Raw genomic sequence first — 23,779 nt, 5'->3', positions numbered from 1 at the left:
TGTTTTTTAAGGTTATACCTGAATGACACCCAGGTTAAATTTTTCGGTAATCGGTGCGTGATCCGCCGCCTCTATTCCCATCGATATCCAGGTTCTTGTATCCACAGGATTGATGATCGCATCCGTCCACAGCCGCGCAGCAGCATACGTAGGTTCCGTTTGTTTCTGATATTTCTTTGAGATATTGTCCAGAATTTCCTGATTTTCCTGTTCCGAGATTTCTTTGCCCTGTTTCTTTAAAGTTGAAGTCTGGATCTGTGCTAAAACTTTTGCCGCCTGGCTGCCACCCATCACGGCAAGTTCCGACCAGGGCCACGCTACAATCAGTCGTGGATCATAAGCCTTTCCGCACATGGCATAATTTCCGGCACCGTAGGAATTTCCTGTGATAACCGTAAATTTTGGCACCACGGAATTTGCAACCGCATTCACCATTTTGGCGCCATCTTTTATAATACCGCCGTGCTCGGATTTGGAACCTACCATAAATCCGGTAACATCCTGCAGGAATATCAGTGGAATCTTCCTTTGATTACAGTTGGCGATAAACCGTGTGGCCTTATCTGCAGAGTCTGAATAGATCACGCCACCGAACTGCATTTCACCCTTTCCGTTCTTGACGAGTTTTCTTTGATTGGCGACAATTCCCACGCTCCAGCCGTCGATTCGGGCAGTAGCGCAGATAAGAGTTTTACCGTAATCGGCTTTATATTCCTCATACTCTGAATTATCAACCAAACATTTAATGATATTGAAAGTATCATACTGATCGGCACGTGAAACCGGCATATGCCCAAAGATGTCGTCTATTTTTTCTTTTGGCGGGAAACTTTCGGTCCTGTCGAAGCCGGCTTTTTCATAGCTGCCAATCGATTTCATTATATTTCTAATGCGGTTGAGGGCATCTTTGTCATCTTTGGCTTTATAATCGGTAACACCCGAAATTTCACAATGCGTGGTCGCACCACCCAAAGTTTCATTATCAATGGTTTCTCCGATCGCGGCTTTTACAAGATAACTGCCGGCTAAAAAGATGGAGCCGGTTTTGTCTACGATCATCGCTTCATCACTCATGATCGGCAGATAAGCGCCACCCGCCACGCAACTTCCCATCACCGCCGAAATTTGAATAATTCCCATAGAGCTCATTTTGGCATTGTTGCGGAAGATACGGCCGAAATGTTCCTTATCAGGAAAAATCTCGTCCTGCATCGGCAGGAAAACACCTGCTGAATCAACGAGATAAATGATCGGAAGTCTGTTTTCCATAGCGATTTCCTGTGCGCGGAGATTTTTCTTTGCTGTGATCGGAAACCAGGCGCCGGCTTTTACCGAAGCATCATTGGCCACGACCAGGCACTGTTTTCCCGCAACGTAACCCATCACCACAACTACTCCGCCGGAGGGACAACCACCCTGTTCCTCATACATTTCATATCCCGCAAAAGCACCGATTTCTATAGATTCGGAATTTTTATCGAGAAGATATTCTATTCTTTCGCGCGCGGTAAATTTACCCTCATCGCGTTGTTTCTGCAAACGTTTTTCGCCGCCGCCTTTTTTAATAGCCGTCAGTAAACCGTTGATTTCTGCAAATTTCAATTTATTCTGATCTTCTCTTTTATTAAATTCTAAATCCATTGTTAAAAAAAATTTGTCTAAAGGTAATATTTTTTGACTGAAATCCCCGCCGGATCACAGTTACGGATAAAGGCAATTCAATCAGCGGTTTATTTAAGAAAGTTTAACATAATATGTATGTTTTCCTGTAAAATATTAAGCACGGTTCTGCGTTAATACAATAGAAATCCTAAAATAGTTTCATGAATTGTTAGATTCAGTTCCTAGTTTATTTTTTTAATAGTTTATTATTTGAAGGCCCCAAAAGTTGTAATGACTTCTGGGGTTTTTATTTGGCCGCCGAAATGCCTGTTTCTGTTACGTTTAATTTAAATGGGAATTGTAGATTTGCACTACTTAAAATAAATCACGCAGTGTTCAAAAATTCCGCATTATTCCGTTTGCATCTTATTGTTTTTTTATGGGGATTCACTGCAATTCTGGGTAAACTCATTCACGCGAATGCTCAGGTCCTGGTTTTCTACCGCATGCTTTTCGCCTCGGTTTTTCTTTATATTTTCATACGTTTTGTGCGTCGCGAGAGTATGTATGTACCCCGCAAACTCCTTTTACAACTGGCCGGAATTGGCGGAGCGATGGGTTTTCACTGGTTCTGTTTTTTCTATTCCATCAAGGTTTCCAACGTTTCGATTGCGCTGAGCTGTCTGTCACTTTCCACTTTGTTCGCCTCGTTTCTGGAGCCTTTGGTTTTCAAAAGGAAAATCGACCTGTCGGAAGTGATCATGGGAATTGTAATTGTGGTTTGTATGCTACTGATCTTCAAGGCAGAATTCCAGTACAAAGAAGGGATTTTCTTCGGAATCCTCACCGCGCTTTTCGGGACGGTCTTCGGGGTTTTCAACGGGAAAATTTTTGGCAAAACAACTTCAGGGAACATTATATTTTATGAGATCTTTTCAGGCTTTCTGATACTAAGTCTGTTCTACACGCTCACGGGGCAAATTTCCCATATTCACGAAATAAGTTATCGTGATTTAGCGTTAGTCATTATATTAGCAAGTGTTTTCACCGCATTTCCGATGTTGGAGTCGGTAAAACTGATGAAGTACATCTCACCTTTTACATTGATACTCACGGTTAATCTGGAACCCATTTACGGGATTATTCTGGCGTTTTTTATCTTTGGACAGTCGGAGCAGATGAGTCCGATTTTTTATATTGCTTCGGTAATAATGATAGGAGCCATCATCGTAAACGGTGTTATTAAAGCCCGGAAGGCAGCCAAACAAGTACATATTTGATGAAAAAATTATTCTTTCTCGCTTTCATTCTTTCGGCAATATTTTCTGAGGCACAGATCATTCGGAAATATTCCAATGAATTTCTGAATATTGGTGCAGGCGCAAGAGGATTGGCAATGGGCGGCGCGGTGATCGCCAGTCAGAATGACGTATATTCTCCTATGTGGAATCCTGCAGGCCTTATCGGTATAGACCGTGACTGGCAGGGCGCCGCGATGCATGCCGAATATTTCGAATCCATCGCGAAGTATGATTACCTGGCGTACGCAAAACCTTTGGACCAAAAAGGCGGTGTGTTTGCCATTTCCGTGGTAAGACTGGGAATCGACAATATCCTGAACACCACACAACTTATTGATTCAGAAGGCAATATCGATTACGATAAAATCACCAGTTTTTCGCAGTCCGATTATGCGGCGCTGCTCTCATTTGCCTTTCGCCCCGGTGGAAACCAAAGACTTGCCGCGGGTGTAAATGCAAAAATGGTGTATCGCAACGTAGGTAAATTTGCCACCGGTTTCGGCTTTGGCTTCGATCTCGGTGTTCTTTATAATTCAGATTCGGGTTTTAATTATGGTGCCATGCTGCGGGACGCAACTACGACAGTGAACTTCTGGAGCATTAACCAGCAGGAACTTTCGGCCGTGGTCAATGGCGAGGAGTTTAACCCTGCACCCACAGATAAAATGGAGATCACCATGCCTAAACTTAATTTGGGAATCAGCCGTAATATAGAACTCAACCGCGACCTGGAACTTTTGCCGGAAGCTGGCGTAAATGTGGACTTCGCAAAAACCGCTGCTTTGATCTCTACAGATTTTGCCAGTATTACGCCTTATGCCGGCGCAGAACTGAAATTTCAGGATATGATCTTCGTGCGTGTGGGCGTAAACAGGTTTCAGAACATCACCGATATCGAAAGTTTAAAACGAAAGGTTTCCTTTCAGCCCAGCGCGGGAATCGGCATTAAATATCAGGGTTTGACACTCGATTATGCGATTACCAATTCGGGTATCGGCGGCTCTAACTTTTATTCTAACTTCTTCTCCCTAAAACTTGACATGGGAGATTTCCGGAACTAATTCCACTTTATGAAAAAAATCTACATTCTTTTTCTGTCCTTATTTTACACCTTCAATTTTTCGCAGCAGCTCGACGCTGAACTGTACGAAATCAATTACCAAAGCGGTTTAGACGCCCGGAATTTATTTAAATACAACGATCAGATCCTTTTTGCCGGCGCGCAAAATGATCTCTCACCTGGCTACTGGAACGGAAATCATGAACTTTGGACCTATAATTTCACCACCAAAAAAACCACCTTGCTGAAAGAGCTGGTGCCCTACGCGACTTCACCTTTTGGGCATGATCCTCAATTTCTTTTATTTAAAGGAAAGAGCTATTTCCTGGCAGAGATCAGTTCAAAATATGAACTTTGGGAAACCGACGGCACGCCGAACGGAACAAAAAAAGTTTTTGGATTCCCGGATAATTATGTCATGCAAATGACTTCAAACGCAGAAAAGATCATCATTACCGGAAATAAAACGGTGTATATTTCTGATGGTTCCCCGGCAGGGACTCAACTGCTCATGCCGACAGAAGGTGAACTTGAGAAAAAACCTTTCCCCTTTCAGAATTATTTTGTTTTCGCCGCTAAAAATGCTGCGTACAAAAATGAACTTTACCTCACAGATGGCAGCGAAGCGGGTACTTTTAAAATTAAATCTTACGATACCAATGACCAACTGACCGTGCATGTGGATCTGGACTGCTATATTTTAAATGGTCAGCTGTTTTTCTACGGAGGCGACTCAACCGGCGTAAGAAATGGTTTATGGGCGCTTGATAACGCGACAAAAAAAGCAAAGTTTATTTTTAAGACCAACGGAGTAAATTCCGGCAAGGTTCTGAACAACAGACTTATTTTCTTCGGTAATACGGCAACGGACGGCAACAATCTTTTTGCCACCGACGGAACCGCTGAAAATACAAAAGCGTTAAGCTCTACCATGCATTTCGCAAACTCCGTGAATGAAGGTACCGGCTTGCAAATTCTGGGAAATTCCGTCTATTTCTTCGCGAATACAAACGAAAGAAGCAGACTCTGGAAAACAGATGGCACCGCGGCAGGAACGGTTTCTACCAATGCCGTTATACCGGATTATTCGCGGCCCAATTTCCTGAAATATTTCCCCGAAAACAAACTGCTGTTACTTGAAAATTCTTCGCATAATTTATTTTACTTGCTTGATGAAAATCTCAATGTAACTGCACTCGACCAAACGCGGCTTCATGATGCGGTAGAAAAAGACAACAAATTGATCTTTAATCTGTATACCAAAAAGTACGGTCTGGAATTATCGCAGTTCAATCCGGCAACTTCGGAAATTTCATTGTTAAAGGACAGCCAGCATGAGGTGGGAAGTTTCCCTGTAAACATACACACTACGGCACAAAATTCCCTTATTTTCACAGCTAATGACGGTGAATTTGGAAACCAGTTCTATACCATTAAAAATAAAGGCGAACTGCCGCAGGTCATTAAACAAAGTCCAAGCTGGAGCAGCATTCCTGAAGGTGATTTTTTTAAAGTCGGCACTTATTATTATGTAAAACCTTCGGTCTACACCAGCGCTTTGGCAAAGACCAACGGTGATGGTTCGCATACCCAATTTCTCGCTCTGCCGCAAACTTTTGATAAATACGCAACCTTTGGAAACCTAAAGGATGAGGCGCTCATTATTGCCACTTATAATTCCTATCCCGAAAGAACGATCCGTGTGTGGAAAAATGAGGTTGGCAGTGAAACAATTGAACTGATCAGGGAAATCCCTACCGGTCCTACCGTTGAAGCCGCGAAAAGTATTTCGTACAAAGGAAACGTGTACTTTACAGTTTATACTGCCGATTATAAAACTCAGATCTGGAAAACCGACGGGACCTCAGCCGGAACCAAGATCGCCTTCGACATTCCCGATATTCCGTATTACAGCAACGTTCCAAGGTTTTTACAGGTTTTCGACGGTCAGTTACTGGTTGCCAAAGACAACAAACTTTGGGCGTATAACGATGATAATCAGCAGGTAAAACCGATTCCTTTCCCGACAAATGACTGGGGTTACAGCGACTGGAATGTTTCTGACAATACTCTGATCGACGACGGCAAATTATATATTTTATCTCAATTGGGTTATGGCAGCGTTTTCAGATTTAATGATCTGCAGTCCGAACCGACTAATCTTCTGAGCGCAAACTTCTTTGCCACCGAGACTTCTTTTAAGAAATGCGGAAATCAGATCTATGTAGGCAACGGCACTTACGGTGATAAAATGCGCGTGCTCTGGAGCATTAATTCCGCTTCCGGTAACGCCAAAGAAATCATTAATTATAATGAAGCCGCTTCGATCTCAAATTTAACCTGTGCAAAAAATTACCTGTATTTTCTGCGGGAAAACGACACCCAGGTTTGGCGTACCAACGGAACCGCCGCAAGCACAGTTGCGCTGTCACTGAATGTCTTAAATGAAGAGCAGATCGCTGCGGATGATCATCTCTTAAAATTACATGCTTATGATGACAGTCTTTATTTTGTGGCAGAAACCAAGACTTCCGGTGCGGAACTTTATATTGTAAAAACCGAATTGCCAATTTACCTCAGCACGGGAGATACCGCAAACAGTTCAAAAATTAAATTGATTTTATACCCAAATCCGGCGAGTTCATATATTAACGTCAAAGGAAATCCAACTGCAGCACTTGAAACTTATACCGTTTTTGATATGACGGGAAAACGGATTTCAGCCGGGAAATATAATGACCAAAACCAAGCTGTCGATATTTCAGGATTATCTGCCGGTAATTACATTCTGGAAATTACTACCAAAAACGGAAGCCGCTATTCTCAAAATTTCATAAAGAAATAAGCCGTCTTTCGGAAGTTTGGAAAATTTCATTTAAAATTAAGCCTATGAAAAATTTTCTTTTAATAACGATTGTACTTCTCAGCACCTGCATTTACGGACAAAATATTTCCGACTACCGCTACGTTCAGATCGACTCAAAAGATTATGAGAACGGGAAATACGGCCTTACGGATCTTTTGGCATCAAAGCTGAAGCAGAAGAATTACACGGTCCTGAACGTAGATACTGACATTTTACAAAGTAATGTGACGCCTGAACCGTGCGATATTTTGACCGCTTTTCTAAGCGATACCGGCAACATGTTCCGCAACAAAGTGAAGATCGAATTTAAAGACTGCACCAATAAAACGCTCCTGTCGGAGGAAGGAAGTTCCAGAATGAAAGATTTTGAATCCGGTACGCGCGACGCACTGCAGAATGCTTTGATTAAAATCCCGGTATCAAATCCGGTTGCGCGGGTTCAATACAAAAAGTTTCTTCACCAAAAGTCTCTTCACCAAAAGTCTCTTCACCAATAGTTTCTACATCAAAAGTAGTTCAGGAAACCAAAGTTGTAGAAAAAGTCGGGCAGCAGAAACCCGTTGAGAAAATTCCAGATCAGAAAATTGAAAAAGTAGAAGTCAAAAATTCAACTCAGGCGGAAGTTTACAGCAACGGCACATTAAACCTGACCAAAATAATTATCTCCGAAAAGCAGTTCATTCTGGTCAGTGGAAATACTTCTACACCGTACGCGGTCTTCAAAGAATCTACAAAAAAAGACGTTTACCACGTACAACTTCAGGATGGCAGTTCTACTCTTGGATATCTGGACAACGGCAGGATCGTTATTGACATTCCGGTTGGAGGCGACTTTAAAAAAGAAACCTTCGAACTGAAGTAATTAATTCGGATTAAAATATTCCCAAACCAATCTTGCGCGGTTTTTCCCGATAATTTCCTCCAATGTTTCGCGCGAGGATTCCTTGACGCGTTTTACCGATTTCAGTTTTGAAAGCAAAAGCTCGATGGCTTTTTCACCGATCCCCGGAATTTCTTCCAATTCAGATTTTATGGTGGAATTCTTCCGTCTTGTTCGGTGGTGCTTCACGCCGAAACGGTGCGATTCATCACGGACTCTTTGAAGAATCTTCAGTGTTTCCGACTTTTTATCAATATAAAGTGGAATTGAATCCTCAGGAAAATAAATCTCTTCCAGGCGTTTTGCGATACCAATGATGGTGATCTTTCCGTAAATGCCAAGCAACTTTAAACTTTTTACCGCAGATGAAAGCTGACCTTTTCCACCGTCGATCAGAATAAGTTGCGGCAGCGGTTCGCCCTCATCGAGCATCCTTCTGTAGCGGCGGTAGATCACTTCTTCCATCGTCTTGTAATCATCGGGACCCACAACGGTTTTTGGATGAAAGATGCGGTAATCATTTTTACTCGGTTTTCCGTCTTTAAAAACAACACAGGCCGACACCGGATTCGTTCCCTGAATATTTGAATTATCAAAACCTTCGATATGCCGGGGTTCGGTCGGCATGCGCAAAAGCCGCTGCATCTCGGCCATAATGCGGTTGGTGTGCCTTTCGGGATCCACGATCTGCACGGCTTTCAGTTTTTCGAGGCGGTATTCTTTTGCGTTTTTTTCAGAAAGTTCCAGAATGCGTTTTTTATCACCCACCTTTGGCACAATGAGTTTTACATTGGGAATTTCCAGCGAAAGGTGAAATGGAATTAAAACTTCGCGCGAGTCGGAACTGAATTTCTGGCGGATCTCGATCATGGCCTCTTCCAGAATATCTTCATCGGTTTCCTCCAGAATTTTCCGGATCTCGGTGGTGTAACTCTGGATGATGTTTCCGTTCTGAATTTTAAAGTAGTTCACATAAGCCGCAGTTTCATCGCTGGTCATTCCGAAAACATCCACATCATTGATCGTGGCATTTACCACGGTGTGCTTGTGCTGATAGTTTTCCAGAATATCCATTCTCTCCTTCACCATCTGTGCGTTTTCGAATTCGAGTTTCTCCGCAAACTTGCCCATTTGTGCAACGAGATATTCCTTTGCCTGCCGAAAATCACCTTTAATGATTCCGCGGATCGCCGCTATTTTTTCATCGTATTCCTCTTTCATCTCCAGCATCTCGCAGGGACCGGCGCAGTTTTTTATATGGTATTCCAGGCAAACGCGGTATTTCCCTTCCGCAATTTTTGCGGGCGCCAGATTCAGATTGCAGGTGCGGATCTTATAAATATGTTTAATGGTATCGAGCAATACCTTTGCAGGCCGCACTTTGGCATAAGGACCAAAATATTCCGATCCGTCCTTTATTTTAGTTCGTGTCAGGAAAACGCGCGGGAAATCTTCATTCTTAATGCAAATCCAGGGATAGGATTTGTCATCTTTGAGCATCACATTGTAGAAAGGCTGATGTTCTTTGATCAGATTATTTTCCAGCAATAATGCATCGTATTCGCTGGGCACGATGGTGGTTTCCAGGCGATGGATCTTGCCCACCATAATACGTGTTCTGTAACCTGACAGATTCTTGTTGAAATAAGAAAGCACACGCTTCTTGAGGTTTTTTGCTTTCCCGACATACAGCAACTGATCTTTTTTGTCGTAGTACCGGTAAACACCGGGTTCGGAAGGTAAAGTTTTTAGCTGCAGTTCAAGATCGGGATTCATATTACAAAAATAAGAATTTGATTTCGACAGGGAAAAGTAATCACCGAAAATAAAAATACAGTCTGCCATAAACTGACAGACTGTAAATCATTAACGCAGAAAAAAATCAAAGCATTTTTTCAGGGACCTGAACTTCCGTGAGCTGAGCGTGGCATTCCCGCAATTGCGCCTGTGTAACTTCCTTTTGGTTTCCAAAGAATGACGTTTCAGCAAATAGATTTTCGTAATACTCAATTCCTGCGAGCAGGTTATTTTTAAAGGCGTTCCATTTTTTCACCTGGGAATTGCTGAAACTCCCGGAAAATTCCTCAATGTCATTTTTCAAGAACTTCACGTATAATTTAAGTTCATTGATGAACATATTCGGACGGTTACGCTCGGGCATTATATTTTTGTAGCCATAGATATGTTTCAGCATATCAGCGAGTGAAACTTCTTTGTCGAAAAAAGCAAGATTAGGTCCCGGACAAACAACCACGCCCTGTTTCTCTCCTTTTCTGGGAATCTCATTTTCAAGATAAGAAGAATTGACCAATCCTACACACAGACAGGATTTCTCGGTGATCCGCTTTTCCCTTCTGGAATATTCTGCCGCACTTATTTGCGCCTGCACGCCCGCAAGTTCCTTCAGTTTCACTTTCTGGTATTTGCTTGACGCAGTGCAGATTCCTTCAGGCCCAAATTCCTTACTCAGGGCTAGATATTTCTTCGGGCATGAACTTCCCGGTTTTTCGCGTCGGATCTTTTCTTCCTTCAGGAATTCATTGGTTGTTCCTGCAACTGTATTGAAAGGCACACCCAGAGGCGAAATGTTACTCAGATAGAATTCATCTTCCTGCGCATTTGCCAATAATTCCCGGGTTTCTTTATCTACGGAAGTCGCTTCGGGAACCAGAAGAAAAGGTGAACCCCAGCCCACGCTGTCGACTTTATAATTTTCGAGCAGAAAGTCGTGTTCTTCCGCAGTTCCCACGCCACCCTGCACCGTGATTTTCATTTCGGGCGGTTTCGCAGGAACGGGAAATTCTTTCTGGTGCAAAGCCTGTGTCAGCAAGGAAAAAGCGGAGAGTATAAGGTCGTTTTTCTTTTGTTTAAACTCTTCCATGATCGGCCCGAGAAGCAAACCTTCTGTTGCAAAAGCGTGCCCGCCGCAGTTCAAACCCGATTCTACACGATATTCCGAAACCCAGAGACCTTTTTTTGCCAGGAAATTTCCCTGGATCATTGCTGAGCGAAAATCGCTCACTTTTAAGATGATCTTCTTTTTTAATTCGCCTTTTTCACTGGGAAAAAAATCAGCAAATTCCTCCAGGTAAGAGTAAAGGCGCGGATTCATACCGGCAGAAAGTACAACGGAAGATGAGAGTTTACTGTTTGCAAAACCGCGGAGCGAAACATGCGCATCGTTATAAATTACAGGCAACTGCACCTTTTTTGCGAAATTATCTTTGTCGACTTTGGTCATGATATTCACATCGATGTCTCCCGGCGAAAAGTGATCATCCAGATATTTTCTGACATTTTCGGTAAAGTTTTCCTTTTGCAGCAAGAGATTTTCAAGGCGGTTCTTAAAATCCGATCTGTTGGGTAATGTGGCAATAAAACGGTCCAGCGTTTCGCGGCTTTTGCTCAGTTCTTTTTTAAAGTTTTCGAATTTCAGATCGACGATATCCTGCACCGTGTCGAGATAAGCGGTAATTCTTTTGGCGCGGTAATCCTCGGTTTTATTTGAGATTGAGAGGTACGGGAAATCGTGTCTTTTATGGTAAAGCCCGTTCATCTTTTCGATGATCTCATCATCAATAATTGAAATAACAGACGAAATCCCATATTGTGCGACACGGATCGGACTGTCGATGGTGTACGCCAATCCCATTACAGGAATGTGGAAGTTATGAACCGGATTCTTTATTTTCATTTAATAGTTTTTTTTAAAGTGAATGATTTTAAAAACAACCAAAATTAGAATTATAAATTGAATTATGCATTGAATAATACTGCATGAACCACCCGTTATTACATGACTTTTATTAGGTTATATTCTGCAGAAAACTATTTTCGCCGCTCCTTAAAAAAATGTATTTTTAGGAAAAATCTTTTTTAATGAAAATTTACGGTGTAGATACTTTCACGATCGCTGATGTACTGGCAGTTTTGAAAGATCCAAAAAAAGCAGAACTCAACGCAGAAGCAAAAGATAAAATCAGGAAATCTGAACAGAATGTACGGCAGATCGTGGAATCGGATCGCACGGTTTACGGTATCAATACAGGTTTCGGCCCGCTGTGCGACGTGAAGATTTCTGAAGAGGAAACTGCCCTATTGCAGCACAATCTAATAATTTCACATGCCGTAGGCGTGGGAAAACCCATTGCAAAAGACCTTTCAAAAGTGATGATGATCACCAAGATCCACGCGATCTCAAAAGGTTTTTCGGGGGTTTCACTTACAGTGATCGAACGGCTGATCCTGATGCTCGAAAAAGATATCATTCCCGTAGTTCCTGAGCAGGGATCGGTAGGTGCTTCCGGCGATCTGGCACCACTGGCACATTTGGTGTTGCCGCTTTTAGGCCTGGGAAAAGTCTGGCAGGGAACGGAAATCTTTGCAGCGGCCGAAGTTTTACAGCAACATGGTCTGGAACCTTTAAAGTTGGGTCCCAAAGAAGGTTTGGGGTTGATCAACGGAACACAGTTTATTTTAGCGCACGCCATTTTGGGCGCGGATAAATTCGAATATTTACTCGATCTGGCGGACCTTACCGCAGCTTTGAGTCTGGAAGCGTACCGCGGATCGGCAAGTCCGTTTAAAAAAGAACTGCATGATATCCGTCCTTTTGACGGTAGCAAAAAAGTCGCCGCCAGAATGCGGAAATTTCTACAGGATTCTGAAAATCTTCACGCACACGAATTCTGTGACCGCGTGCAGGATCCCTACTCCATGCGGTGCGTGCCGCAGGTTCACGGTGCGAGCCGGAATGCTTTTGAACATTTAAAAAACCTGACAGAAACTGAAATCAATTCAGTTACCGACAATCCGATCGTGCTGAGTGCCGAAGAATCGATATCCGGCGGAAATTTCCACGGACAGTTATTGGCGTTACCTTTGGATTACTGCGCACTTGCGGCGGCTGAGCTTGGGAACATTTCCGACCGGAGAAGCTATCTTTTACTGGAAGGAAAATATGGCCTGCCAAGATTACTGACGGAAAGTTCAGGTTTAAATTCCGGCTTTATGATCCCGCAATACACGGCTGCAGCTTTAGTAACAGAAAATAAAACGCTGTGTTTTCCGGCATCGGCGGATTCTATTCCCACGAGTTTAGGTCAGGAAGATCATGTATCGATGGGCAGTATTTCAGGAAGGAAATTCAATCAGGTTTTGGGGAATCTGGAAAATATTCTTTCCGTGGAACTGATGTTTGGCGCGCAAGGTTTAGAGTTTCGGAGACCGGCAAAATGCGGGAAATTTGTAGAAGATGCGTACGGTTTGATAAGAACAAAAGTAGAAAAACTGGAAAATGACCGCATGATCGGCGAAGATATGCTGGCAATCGCGGAACTGATTCGCGAGCGCAAGTTTACAGTAGCATAAAAATACTTCTGATAATTGAAGTTCTTAAAATAAAAAATCTGTAGACCGGTCGGTTTGATCGCCATCCACAGATTTTAATTTCATTCAAAGCTGAAAGGCGGATTTATTTTTTTCCGAATTCTTTCCAGCTTTTTTCAGTCATCTCGACATCGTAATGCTTCGCCGCTTTTTTAATATTGGCGAAGGCCTGATCGCGGTCGTCATCCGATACACCTTTCACCTGGTCAAAACGCGCCATGGCGTTTCTCACATGCGAAGCATCGGTCATCGGTTCCTTTTTCTGCTTCGGAAAGGCAAAAACACTTTCCGGCAGATCATTTTTCTCGGCAGTTGACAGTTTGCCGTGTTCTTCGTGGGGTTTCCAGGTTGTTTCCATAATAATTTGAAAACAGCAAAATTTAAACCATGCCGAAACCGGCAGCAGGAAAATTGCGTGGATCACAGCGTTCCAGGTGACTTTTTAAGAAATGAAACCGCGACTTTTTCTGTAATTTAAAAGCTTCCCCGTAAATTCATCGGCAATTACATTTTTACTTTTTATCTTAGCGAATGTTTAAAATTTTTTCTGCCACGGCACTTTTAATGTCGCTTTTCTTTTCCGCACAATCTGTTGCGGTAACCTCTTCCGAAATTTATGATGATTTGCTTCGTCTGCAAAATAATACCACCGTCATGTATTTGGCGGCACATCCGGATGATGAAAACACCAGAATTATTTCCTGGCTCACTCATGAAAAACATGTTGATGCAGTTTATCTTTCATTAACTCGTGGCGATGGCGGACAAAATTTAATCGGAACCGAAAAAGGAGAATTATTAGGATTGCTCCGAACTCAAGAACTTTTGGAAGCACGAAAAGTCGATAAAGGAAGACAATGGTTTACGCGAGCTTTGGATTTTGGCTATTCTAAAACGGCTACAGAAACATTGAAGTTTTGGGATAAACAAAAAATTCTGGGCGACGTCGTTTGGGCAATTCGGAAAAATAAACCAGAAATTATCATTACCCGTTTTGATCCAAATTCAAATGGAGAAACTCACGGACATCATACGGCTTCTGCACTTTTAGCCATGGAAGCATTTGATTTAGCCGGAGATCCAACTGCTTTTCCGGAACAGTTGAAGTCTGTAAAAGTTTGGAAACCGAAACGACTATTTTACAATACCAGTTGGTGGTTTTACGGCAGCAAAGAAAACTTTGACAAAGCAGACAAAAGCGATTTATACTCAATCAATGTTGGAACTTATTATAAGACGCTTGGAACTTCTAATAATGAAATTTCATCAAAATCGAGAAGCAAACACGCTTGCCAAGGTTTTGGGATGGCGCTGGAAAGAGGTTCTGATATTGAATATTTAAAATTTCTAAAAGGCGACAAACCAAAATCAAATGATATTTTTGAAGGAATAAAACTGTCCTCAGAAAGCGGAACTCTTAAAACTCAAATGGATAAAACTGTTTCTGAATTTAATTATAGCAATCCGCAACTTTCACTAAATAATCTACTTCAGGTTTATGACCTTTTGAAAAAAAATAATGCCGATGATTTAAAATTAAAGCAAGTCAAAGATTTGATTTTAAAAACGCAGGGAATTTATTTTGAATGGACGACACCAAAAGGTTTCGGAACATTAAACCAAGAAATTACGACTCAACTTGAAATCGCCAATCGAAGTAATGCAAATATAAATATTTCTATTTCCGGAAGTACTGACAAAGAAATTTTAGCCAACGAATCTTTTAAAGCAACCGAGAAATTAAAGATCGATGATCCTAAATTATCGAATCCTTATTGGCTACAAGAAACTCCGAAAAACAATTTGTACGTCGTAAATAATCCGGAAGAAATTGGACAACCTGAAATTTTGAATCCGATTAAAAAATCAATTACAATTAATTTTGGGTCTACAAAAATTGATTACGATATTCCATTAAAGCAAAAAACAGTGAATCCTTCTATTGGTGAACGTTACGAACCTTTTTATACGGTTCCTGCTTTTGTGGCCAATTTCGATCAGGAAAACTTTATTTTCAGCAATCAACCCAAACAAATAGCGGTAGAAGTGGAAAGTTTCGTCGCAAATTCTTCAGCGAAAGTTTCCTTAAAAGCAAGTAAAGACTGGAAAATATCTGCGCCACAAACAATTGATTTCAAAGAAATTGGTGAAAAGAAAAAAGTAGTATTTACGGTTGAAACAATTTCAAAAAACGCAAATTCTAATTTAAGCGCCATCATTGAATCTAACGGAAAAATTGATAATCAATCTTTAAATGTGGTCGATTATCCGCATATCGACCGACAGATTTGGCTTAGAAATGCACAGGCAAAAGTTCAAAATTTAGATTTAAAAATCCCAAATGTTAAGATTGCTTATTTGAAAGGTTCTGGCGACGAAATCCCTTCTTCATTAAGAGCGATCGGTTTGCAGGTGGATGAATTGGATCTCAAAAACTGGAATCCATCACTACTAAAAAATTATGATGTTTTAATTTTAGGAATCAGAATTTATAATACGCAACCGGAAATGGCTTTGATCAATAAAGATCTTTGGAAATTTGTCGAAAACGGTGGTTTGGTGATTAATCAATACAATGTTAACCGCGGTTTATTGACGGAAGAAATTGCACCTTTCCAGTTAAAATTAGGACCCAACAGAATTTCTGAAGAAGATGCAAAAATGAAATTTTTGGTTCCAAACAGTCCGGTTTTTAATACGCTCAATAAAATTTATGAAGACGATTTTAAGAATTGGGTTCAGGAAAGAGGATTGTACTTCGCCGATTCTTATGATCAAAATTTAATTCCACTTTTAGAAGGAAATGATACAGGAGAATCGCCACAGAAAGGAATTTTGCTGGCCGGAAAGTACGGAAAAGGAACTTATGTTTATACGGGATTATCGTTCTTCAGAGAATTACCGGCGGGCGTTCCGGGAGCGTATAAATTATTTATGAATATCTTGGCGCTCAAATAGTTGATAGTTGATAGTTGAAAATATGATAGAAATTTTTAATACTTCTGTTTTCTAACGCTTAACAAAGATTATTTACCATACAGTTTGTCATTCCGTAGGAATCTCTACAGGAGAATTTTCAATAGATGAGATTCCTTCGGAATGACAAAAAACCTACTTAAAAAGCGGAAATCTGCGCCCCGATTTGAGCGGAAATCCTTTTTTGTAACGAGGAACGAGGAGCAAAAAAGATTGGGAGCGGGAAGGCGGATTAAGGCGCCCAAATAAAAAAACAAATTCATCATCCGTGAAAATCTGTGAAATCTGTGCGCCAAAGAATTAGAAATAAATGTGATGTAAAAAAATATGAATCAAGAAAAAAATACGAATTGGAAAATGCTTTACACCTCTCTTTTAGTCATTACAGTTTTGATGATTGTGGCGATGTTACTCTTTCAAAACTATTATAAATGAAGAATTTAGATTGGGCGGTTCTCATTTTCGTGTTATTATTTATCGTTATTTACGGGATTTATAAATCCAAAAAAGTAAAGACTTCTGCGTCCTTTTTGGGCGGAAAAACCAATCCCTGGTGGATGGTTGGTTTAAGCATTATGGCGACTCAAGCCAGTGCGATTACTTTTTTATCAACGCCCGGACAAGCCTATCACGACGGTTTGGGATTCGTGCAATTTTATTTTGGATTGCCAATTGCGATGGTGATTCTCTGCGTTTGGGTACTTCCGAAATTTTTCAAAATGAACGTTTTAACCGCGTATGAATATTTAGAAAAACGCTTTGGACTTTCTACCAGAATTTTAACAGCGATTCTTTTTTTAATTCAAAGAGGTTTGGCAGCAGGAATTACGATTTTCGCACCGGCGATTATTCTATCTACCATCTTGGGTTGGAATTTAATGTGGACGAACATTGTCATCGGCAGTTTGGTTGTTTTTTATACTTTGATTGGCGGCACGGAAGCGGTGAGTCAGACACAGAAACAACAGATGTTTGTGATCTTCATTGGGATGTTTTTGGCCTTTTTTCTCATCGTGCAAAAATTACCTTTAGATTTAAATGATGCACTCCTCTACTCGGGAAAAATGGGGAAACTCAATCCGGTGAGTTTTGAATTTAATTTGAATAACCGCTACAATATTTGGTCTGCATTTTTGGGTGGAACGTTTTTGTTTTTAAGTTATTTCGGGACCGATCAAAGTCAGGTGCAAAGATATTTGACCGGGAAAAGTTTGAAGGAAGCGCGATTGGGTTTGCTTTTTAATGGCTTATTCAAAATCCCGATGCAATTCTTCATCCTCTTTATCGGTGTAATGGTTTTCGTTTTCTTTCAGTTTGAAAAGACGCCTTTAAATTTCAATCCACTTTCTCAAACACTTAAAAATAATACAGAATACAAAATCTTAAATGCTGATTTTGATCAACTTCACGAAGAGAAAAAAGAAAAAATTATCGCCTGGAAAACCGATCATTCCGAAAAAACAATGTCGGAGTTGAAGGAGCTGCAGGCAAAAGAAGTGGTCATCAGAGAAGATGTTAAAAAGTTAATTAATAAAGTCGCTCCGGAAATCGAATCGAATGACAAGGATTATGTTTTCATTTATTATATCCTCAATTATTTACCCACCGGAATTGTCGGATTATTGATCGCGGTAATTCTATCTGCCGCCATGAGTTCTACGTCTTCCGAACTGAATGCTTTGGCTACAACTACGGTCGTAGATATTTACAAGCGAAATTTCGCACCCGATATTTCAGAGAAAAAATACCTAAACGCTTCCAGACTTTTCACGCTGATGTGGGGAATGGTCGCCATTTTCTTTGCGGTGAATGCGAGTTTATTTGAAAACTTAATTCAGGCCGTTAATATTATTGGCTCCTTATTTTATGGCGTAATTCTCGGCGTATTTGCAATTGCCTTTCTCTTTCCAAAAATCGGCGGCAAAGCAACCATGTGGAGTATTCTGATTGTTGAACCTGTGGTAATTTTGCTTTATTTTTTAGATGTAAAAGAGATTATTCAACTGGAGTTTCTGTGGCTGAATCCGATTGGGTGTTTGTTGATGATTGGGAGTGGGAGTTTGTTGCAGGCGACCTTTAAAAATAGAAATGCCGTCAGATATTCGAAGCTAAAAAGGTAATTCATCCTGATCCCATAGATCAACATCCGAAGTGTCATCTTCCCGATTCCAAACTTCCAGGCAGGGACAAAACTCTTTCCAGACGCAATCTGGTGCAAACCCGGAACAATAATCGAAATGTACCATACCTTGCCCTGTAAGTGATGTCTGCGCATCTAATGTTTTAACCATTACCCCATAAAGAAATGATACAGGAACATTTTCCGGATAATCGATGGTGAGATTGTAGGTAAGCATCATTTTATCAAATGCTTCGCAGATCAATTCTAATTCATTTACAGAAAAAAAGTCTGCAGGTGGAAAATATTGAGATTCTATACCACAGTGATCGCTAAAGGTTGGCCCAGAATCGCTGCCATTAAGGTAATTCTCCAGTTCTTCGAAATAGACCTCAAGAGTGTGCTCTGTTTCTTCTTCATAATCCTCGTGTAATCTGTGAGCATTATTAATATCACGGAGTAAAAAAACGGCTAACTCGTTCATCACGAAATGTTTTGATTTTCAAATTTAAATATTTCGGCCGGGTTTTATGAACTTTTACACAATTAGGAATATGTTTTTTTGCGTTGTAATTTTCGCTTGAACTCCTCAATGTGGTTTTCCCTCATACTTAACAAAGAACCAATCCAACTTCGGTGCCTATTGTAACATTTATTCTACCTTCAACCGTGATATTTAGATCGTCAGATTAAATATTTATAGTTTATCCAACAGACATTTTCGCAGATTCTTTCCAAAGATAATTTGGAATGGGCTCATGCAGTTCCCATTTAATATTCATTGGTTTCTCCCCTTCATTTTCTTTAAATTTTGCTTCACCTATAAAGACGTATCCCATTGTATTCCCGTTTTCATCTTTTGCTTTTTCTCTTACAAACATTAATATTTTTTTATTAATTATTTGATGATTAATATAAGTCAAACCCTTTCCTAAATCAGGTCGGGTGGAATTCTGACTTTGCCAATGAAATAACGTTTCACTAATTGCATAATCGTCATACATCGTACTTGGAGAAAAATCCTCTTCGGATTTTATTAAGTTTATAAACAGAAGTTCTGTGTTCAGGTTACTGTTTTCGGCAACTCCTTCTCTGCTTGGAGATTTCTTCTCGAAGGTGCTCAATTTAAAAGCAGCTAGTATTTGATCTCTGGTATATCGTGCATGAACTTTTAATGGCTGATCATATGGTAGCTGAATGTCAATTTCTTTAAAATCAATTCTATCAATTAAAATTTCTAAAACTTCAATAATTTCATTGACCAAAATTTTATTTTTACCTATTTGATTTATGCTTTCTTCTAAAGAATTAAATCCTGCAGCATTTTGCCAAACATCATAATGCAGCATTAAAAGCATCGATAATTCATTTTCTGAAAAATCTTTTATATCAATTTTAAAATCCTTTTTTGCAAGACCTAAAATAAATTCGAAATAACTAATAGAATTTGTTGAAAACCACTTATTTTTTATTGCTGAATAAATTTGCTTTTCATTTACGCTATCAAAATCATCGATAACTCCTGCACGTTGACATAATCTTGACCAACTATCTTTCTTGTAAATAGATTCCAGTGAAATTGTATTTAATTTCATGAAGTTATTTAGCGTTAATGGTAATGTTGTTTGATGTTTAAAGTTAATAATTTTAGTAATCAATTGATTCACATTCAACGACATTGCTTTTTTGATGTTTGCAAGAATAGTTTCTTTAGTTTTCTTCTCTAAAACTATGGAACAACCTAAAGGCAAATGAGGAAAATCATCTTCGATTTCTTTGTAAACAGAAGTAGTCGTTTTTCCAATTAAAGCTCTAAACTTATTTTCAAAATCATATTCTGGACGAGCATTTCCAACAAAATCTAAAACGGTTAAACAATCTTTACCCTCTGACAATCTTAACCCGCGACCTAATTGCTGTAAAAAGACCGTCAAACTTTCTGTGGGTCTTAAAAAAAGAACCGTATCTATTTCTGGAATATCTACACCTTCATTAAAAATGTCAACTACAAATAAATAATTGATTTCTTGATTCTTTAATTGATTCCTAATTACTTCTCTTTCTTTATTGTTTTCACTCGTTAAATAATTTGCCTTAAAGCCAGCTAAAGAAAATTTCTCAGACATAAATTTTGCGTGCTCAATTGTAACACAAAAACCGATAGCTCGAACATCATTAATATCATTTACATATTTTCTAAGATTCGAAATGATCTCGCGAACCCGTCTGTCACTATGTGTGTATAAATTGGTAAGTTCACTTGGAGCGTATCTACCATTTTGCCACTTTACATTCGTTAAATCAACACTATCCGTAATTCCAAAATACTGAAACGGACTTAATATTTTTTTATTTAAAGCTTCTGGTAACCTAATTTCAGCAGCAATCCTATTGCTAAAATCTTTCAAAATGTCAGCTCCATCCATCCGTTCTGGAGTAGCAGTTAAACCAACTAAAACTTTTGGCGAAAAGTACGCTAAGATCGGCCGATAGGTTTTAGCTTCTATGTGATGTACTTCATCAATCACGATATAATCGAAATAATCACAAGATAAATTAATATCCTTCAATCTATTATTTAAAGTTTGAACTGATGCAAATAAATATTCATTACTTCTGGGTTCAATTCCATCCACCCACAATTCCCCAAAATTATTGTCTTTTAAAACGCCTTGAAATGTTGCTAATGCCTGCTGTAAAATCTCCTTTCTATGAGCAACGAAAAGCAATTTAGATGATTTATTTTTTCCTCTAAAATTTTTGTAATCAAATGCTGAAATAACTGTTTTACCTGTTCCGGTCGCTGCTACAATTAAATTTTTATATCTATCGTGAATAGTTCTTTCAACCTCGAGTTTTTCTAAAATTTCTTCTTGATAATGAAAAGGTTTTAAATCAAAGTAATTGGTGTTGGGTGTGTAATCTTTTGAAAATTTTCCTTCTCTTAAAGAAGTTATTAACTTCTCACGATGTTTATCGATATCGTATAATTCAAACTCTGGATTTTGCCAATAAGCTTCAAAAGTCTTTTTAAACTTATCTATGATATGACCAACTTCTTTTGTTGTGATTTTTAAATTCCATTCTAATCCATCAGTTAGTGCGGAACGAGAAAAATTTGAAGAACCAATATAACCAGTATGAAATCCAGTATTTCTTTGAAATAAGTAGGCTTTCGCATGCAGTCTTTCATTTCCTGTATTATAAGAAATCCTAATTTCTGTATTTTCTAATTCAGATAATAATTCGATAGCTTTAGCATCAGTTGCTCCAACATAAGTTGTTGTAATTACTCTCAATTTTCCTCCGCGACTGGTAAATTCACGCAACTCTCTTTCTAATATTCTAATTCCTTTCCATTTAATAAAAGAAACTAACAAATCAACTTTATCAGAAGATAAAATCTCTTTTCTAAGTTCACTTTCAAGAGTAGTCCCAGAATTTCCACCGGTAAAAAGTTCACTGTGAATTAATCTCGTATAAGGAGTTATTTCTTTGAGATGTAAATCTAAATCGGTAAAATGAGCATCGACTTTAGTAAATACCGCTTTTAGTATTTTCCCTTCTGTTTCAATTAAATCATCCGTAAACTCCTCCTTTTTTAATTCATCTTTTAGAAATAAAATAATTTTGTTAGCAATTTCAATTTGATTTTCTAATACATTATCTCCTTTTATCAAACTGAATGCATGTCTGATTGTTTTTCCGATATGTTCAGATAATATTTGTGCTGCTTCTGCTTTATCAATCGACGTTGTTTTGACTTGAAAAGTTTTTTTGTCTAACTCGTTTAGCTTAAAGGTTATAAGTTTAGTTACTAATTCTTCGTAAAGTCCTTGATTCATAAATCAAATTTTAATAATTCTTCAACAATTGGCAAATCTGCTTCTGCCCAATCTAAATTTACTAATTCTATTTTATTTAACAACTTATAACTTTTATGTTCCAAAAGTTTGATCTCTCCTTTTTTATAATTTGCAATGAAGGGAATTAAATTAATTTTAAAGTTTCCGTAATCAAAGACACTATCAGATAATCTTTTAACTATTTCGATTTCTATATTAATTTCTTCTAAAATCTCTCGGATAATACACTCTTCTTCAGTTTCATTTTCTTCTAATTTCCCCCCTGGAAACTCCCATTTTAAAGGCAGTTTCATTTTTTGACTTCTTTGCGTTACAAGAATTTTTTCATCAATTATTATGATTGCACATGTAACGTTAATTAATTTCTTTTGCGACATTTTAAGGTATGGTCAAATTATAAGTAATTATTAATGAAAAGAGACATTAAAAAAATAATGTCTCTAATCTAATTCTTCAAAGTGGGTTTATTATTTACTCCACTTCGCAATATTATCTGCATTCATTTTCACATAATCATCGTTACCTTCTTTCGTGGCCAGCTCCAGAGATTTCTTTGCGGTGGCGATGGCTTCCTTTTTCATGCCGTTTGCGGCCTGGATCTCGGCCTTCTGCTTTAGCATATAATAGACGTCAGGCTGCATTTCATTAGCTTTGGTTGCGTATTCCAGGGCTTTTTTCAGGTCCATATTCTGCTGAAGATAATAACCCGCGGCCTGATTGTAATCTGAAGCTTTCGCTTCTTTGGAGGAGAGGGTTTTCGTGATTGATTCCAAAACCTGCTTCTTAGAATCAATCACAATCGGAACTTTTACCATCGTATTTTCCCAACTGATGACCAGATTGGCTTTGTCACTTTTAAGGTCATTGAAATCAATTGAAAATGTTTCTACAAACAAAGGATTTTTCTCCGCTTTTACTTTTGTTTTGGCGATGATCTGATCTGCTTTCAATTCTTTCGGTGCACCCCACTGTTCCGTATCTTTATAAAGAACCACTTCCCACTCGTCAGCAGAAGGAACGGTGTACAACGCATATTTCCCTGCCGGAACCGGAACTCCGTTAAAACTGGTGTCATCCGCAAAAGTTATATCTGTAGAACCATTTGCGCCCGTTCGCCACAGTTTGTCCATGGGAACAAGTTCGCCGTAAATCCTGCGGCCATTGGCGGACGGTCGTGAATATTCCACCGTGATCTCCGAAAGTCCGATTGTCTGTTTCACCGTTGCTGCGGGACTGGCAGCAGGCGTTCTAACCTGAGCATTTGCCAAAGTGCAGGTTCCTGCAAATAAAATTGCGTAAAATACTTTTTTCATAAAATTGAATTTTTTCTGTAAAGAATTTATAATCCTTAAATTTAAGCAAAATATGAAGCGCTACACTCATGAGAATTAAAATGGGCGTTTTTATCTGCCCATATTTTTAAATTCCGCAAATCTGGTTCAGCCTTTCATAAACTCCAAATAAAGCACAGCGATCCGTCTGACTTATACTAACAGCCAAAAGTAAAAAGTGAATTTCAGGCAACAAAATGACATGTTGAACAACCGGGACTTTCCACAAATTTAGCATGAACATGAGGCGTTTAAGTACGCACAGTTTTATCTTTAATTTAAAAGTCGATGTCTAATTTAGATGAGACTTTTAATTAATGACGCCGAACTTTTTACAAATCACTTATTCGTACTGAATTAATTTGCATTTAAATATATTTTTGGTTTAAT

At 39.2% G+C, this 23,779-nt stretch carries 15 protein-coding genes; 7 read left to right on the top strand and 8 right to left on the bottom strand.

The window, feature by feature from the left end; all coding sequences use genetic code 11:
• Positions 1-12 precede the first annotated feature (12 nt).
• On the bottom strand, positions 13-1,641 hold the full coding sequence (locus tag H562_RS0108475; protein ID WP_027377113.1) for an acyl-CoA carboxylase subunit beta: 1,629 nt from the start codon (positions 1,639-1,641) through the stop codon (positions 13-15).
• A 353-nt stretch (positions 1,642-1,994) separates the two neighbouring features.
• Between H562_RS0108475 and H562_RS0108470 the strand changes: the two genes are divergently transcribed.
• From H562_RS0108470 to H562_RS0108455, 4 genes are read left to right on the top strand one after another with little or no spacing between them, the layout of a single operon-like run.
• Positions 1,995-2,882 carry a DMT family transporter gene (locus H562_RS0108470; protein ID WP_027377112.1) on the top strand — a complete coding sequence of 296 codons (888 nt, stop codon included), beginning with the start codon at positions 1,995-1,997 and terminating at the stop codon, positions 2,880-2,882.
• Positions 2,882-3,964, top strand: a complete 1,083-nt coding sequence (locus tag H562_RS0108465; protein ID WP_027377111.1) for a putative type IX sorting system protein PorV2 — start codon at positions 2,882-2,884, stop codon at positions 3,962-3,964. Before H562_RS0108470 ends, H562_RS0108465 begins: the two co-directional genes overlap by 1 nt.
• A 9-nt stretch (positions 3,965-3,973) precedes the next feature.
• Entirely contained in the window at positions 3,974-6,808 is a 2,835-nt protein-coding gene (locus H562_RS0108460) for a T9SS type A sorting domain-containing protein (protein ID WP_027377110.1), read from the top strand.
• A 44-nt stretch (positions 6,809-6,852) separates the two neighbouring features.
• The gene (locus tag H562_RS0108455) at positions 6,853-7,326 is read left to right on the top strand and encodes a hypothetical protein (RefSeq protein WP_027377109.1); all 474 of its coding nucleotides are present in this window, start codon (positions 6,853-6,855) and stop codon (positions 7,324-7,326) included.
• 365 nt (positions 7,327-7,691) lie between these two features.
• On the opposite strand, the gene uvrC is transcribed toward H562_RS0108455, so the two are convergent.
• Both uvrC and H562_RS0108445 read right to left on the bottom strand, forming a co-directional pair.
• On the bottom strand, positions 7,692-9,485 hold the full coding sequence (uvrC, locus tag H562_RS0108450) for an excinuclease ABC subunit UvrC (protein WP_027377108.1): 1,794 nt from the start codon (positions 9,483-9,485) through the stop codon (positions 7,692-7,694).
• A gap of 106 nt (positions 9,486-9,591) precedes the next feature.
• Entirely contained in the window at positions 9,592-11,403 is a 1,812-nt protein-coding gene (locus H562_RS0108445) for a hypothetical protein (RefSeq protein ID WP_027377107.1), read from the bottom strand.
• Positions 11,404-11,588: 185 nt separating this feature from the next.
• On the opposite strand from H562_RS0108445, the gene hutH reads away from it, so the two are divergent.
• On the top strand, positions 11,589-13,079 hold the full coding sequence (gene hutH / locus H562_RS0108440; RefSeq protein ID WP_027377106.1) for a histidine ammonia-lyase: 1,491 nt from the start codon (positions 11,589-11,591) through the stop codon (positions 13,077-13,079).
• A gap of 103 nt (positions 13,080-13,182) precedes the next feature.
• Here hutH and H562_RS0108435 read toward each other — a convergent pair whose 3' ends face one another.
• The gene (locus tag H562_RS0108435; protein WP_027377105.1) at positions 13,183-13,455 is read right to left on the bottom strand and encodes a DUF6582 domain-containing protein; all 273 of its coding nucleotides are present in this window, start codon (positions 13,453-13,455) and stop codon (positions 13,183-13,185) included.
• A 173-nt stretch (positions 13,456-13,628) separates the two neighbouring features.
• Between H562_RS0108435 and H562_RS0108430 the strand changes: the two genes are divergently transcribed.
• Positions 13,629-16,055 (top strand): PIG-L family deacetylase, encoded by a 2,427-nt coding sequence (locus H562_RS0108430; protein ID WP_027377104.1) that lies wholly within the window; start codon positions 13,629-13,631, stop codon positions 16,053-16,055.
• A gap of 449 nt (positions 16,056-16,504) precedes the next feature.
• Positions 16,505-18,193, top strand: coding sequence for a sodium:solute symporter (locus H562_RS0108420; RefSeq protein ID WP_027377103.1), 1,689 nt, complete (start codon positions 16,505-16,507; stop codon positions 18,191-18,193).
• On the opposite strand, the gene H562_RS0108415 is transcribed toward H562_RS0108420, so the two are convergent.
• The 4 genes from H562_RS0108415 to H562_RS0108400 form a co-directional block, all read right to left on the bottom strand.
• Entirely contained in the window at positions 18,182-18,676 is a 495-nt protein-coding gene (locus H562_RS0108415) for a hypothetical protein (RefSeq protein WP_027377102.1), read from the bottom strand. The two genes, H562_RS0108420 and H562_RS0108415, sit on opposite strands and share 12 nt — an antisense overlap.
• A gap of 220 nt (positions 18,677-18,896) precedes the next feature.
• On the bottom strand, positions 18,897-22,037 hold the full coding sequence (locus H562_RS0108410; protein WP_027377101.1) for a DUF3427 domain-containing protein: 3,141 nt from the start codon (positions 22,035-22,037) through the stop codon (positions 18,897-18,899).
• Positions 22,034-22,435 carry an NUDIX domain-containing protein gene (locus tag H562_RS0108405; RefSeq protein WP_027377100.1) on the bottom strand — a complete coding sequence of 134 codons (402 nt, stop codon included), beginning with the start codon at positions 22,433-22,435 and terminating at the stop codon, positions 22,034-22,036. The genes H562_RS0108410 and H562_RS0108405 overlap by 4 nt, the downstream gene beginning before the upstream one ends.
• Positions 22,436-22,525: 90 nt before the next feature.
• Entirely contained in the window at positions 22,526-23,371 is an 846-nt protein-coding gene (locus H562_RS0108400; protein WP_027377099.1) for a DUF2911 domain-containing protein, read from the bottom strand.
• Positions 23,372-23,779 lie beyond the last annotated feature (408 nt).

The sequence above is a fragment of the Kaistella palustris DSM 21579 genome, from assembly GCF_000422265.1.
Classification (GTDB): domain Bacteria; phylum Bacteroidota; class Bacteroidia; order Flavobacteriales; family Weeksellaceae; genus Kaistella; species Kaistella palustris.
The sequence above is the reverse complement of the archived record's forward strand: the minus strand, read 5'-3'. Positions and strand labels throughout refer to the sequence as shown.

What these genes read in the sequence shown, in the direction of transcription:
- H562_RS0108460 (WP_027377110.1), top strand. Translation starts at nt 3,974, where the DNA reads ATGAAAAAAATCTACATTCTTTTTCTGTCCTTATTTTACACCTTCAAT.
- hutH (WP_027377106.1), top strand. Translation starts at nt 11,589, where the DNA reads ATGAAAATTTACGGTGTAGATACTTTCACGATCGCTGATGTACTGGCA.
- H562_RS0108410 (WP_027377101.1), bottom strand. Translation starts at nt 22,037, where the DNA reads ATGAATCAAGGACTTTACGAAGAATTAGTAACTAAACTTATAACCTTT.
- H562_RS0108445 (WP_027377107.1), bottom strand. Translation starts at nt 11,403, where the DNA reads ATGAAAATAAAGAATCCGGTTCATAACTTCCACATTCCTGTAATGGGA.
- H562_RS0108415 (WP_027377102.1), bottom strand. Translation starts at nt 18,676, where the DNA reads ATGAACGAGTTAGCCGTTTTTTTACTCCGTGATATTAATAATGCTCAC.
- H562_RS0108475 (WP_027377113.1), bottom strand. Translation starts at nt 1,641, where the DNA reads ATGGATTTAGAATTTAATAAAAGAGAAGATCAGAATAAATTGAAATTT.
- H562_RS0108405 (WP_027377100.1), bottom strand. Translation starts at nt 22,435, where the DNA reads ATGTCGCAAAAGAAATTAATTAACGTTACATGTGCAATCATAATAATT.
- H562_RS0108420 (WP_027377103.1), top strand. Translation starts at nt 16,505, where the DNA reads ATGAAGAATTTAGATTGGGCGGTTCTCATTTTCGTGTTATTATTTATC.
- H562_RS0108430 (WP_027377104.1), top strand. Translation starts at nt 13,629, where the DNA reads ATGTTTAAAATTTTTTCTGCCACGGCACTTTTAATGTCGCTTTTCTTT.
- H562_RS0108465 (WP_027377111.1), top strand. Translation starts at nt 2,882, where the DNA reads ATGAAAAAATTATTCTTTCTCGCTTTCATTCTTTCGGCAATATTTTCT.
- H562_RS0108435 (WP_027377105.1), bottom strand. Translation starts at nt 13,455, where the DNA reads ATGGAAACAACCTGGAAACCCCACGAAGAACACGGCAAACTGTCAACT.
- uvrC (WP_027377108.1), bottom strand. Translation starts at nt 9,485, where the DNA reads ATGAATCCCGATCTTGAACTGCAGCTAAAAACTTTACCTTCCGAACCC.
- H562_RS0108455 (WP_027377109.1), top strand. Translation starts at nt 6,853, where the DNA reads ATGAAAAATTTTCTTTTAATAACGATTGTACTTCTCAGCACCTGCATT.
- H562_RS0108400 (WP_027377099.1), bottom strand. Translation starts at nt 23,371, where the DNA reads ATGAAAAAAGTATTTTACGCAATTTTATTTGCAGGAACCTGCACTTTG.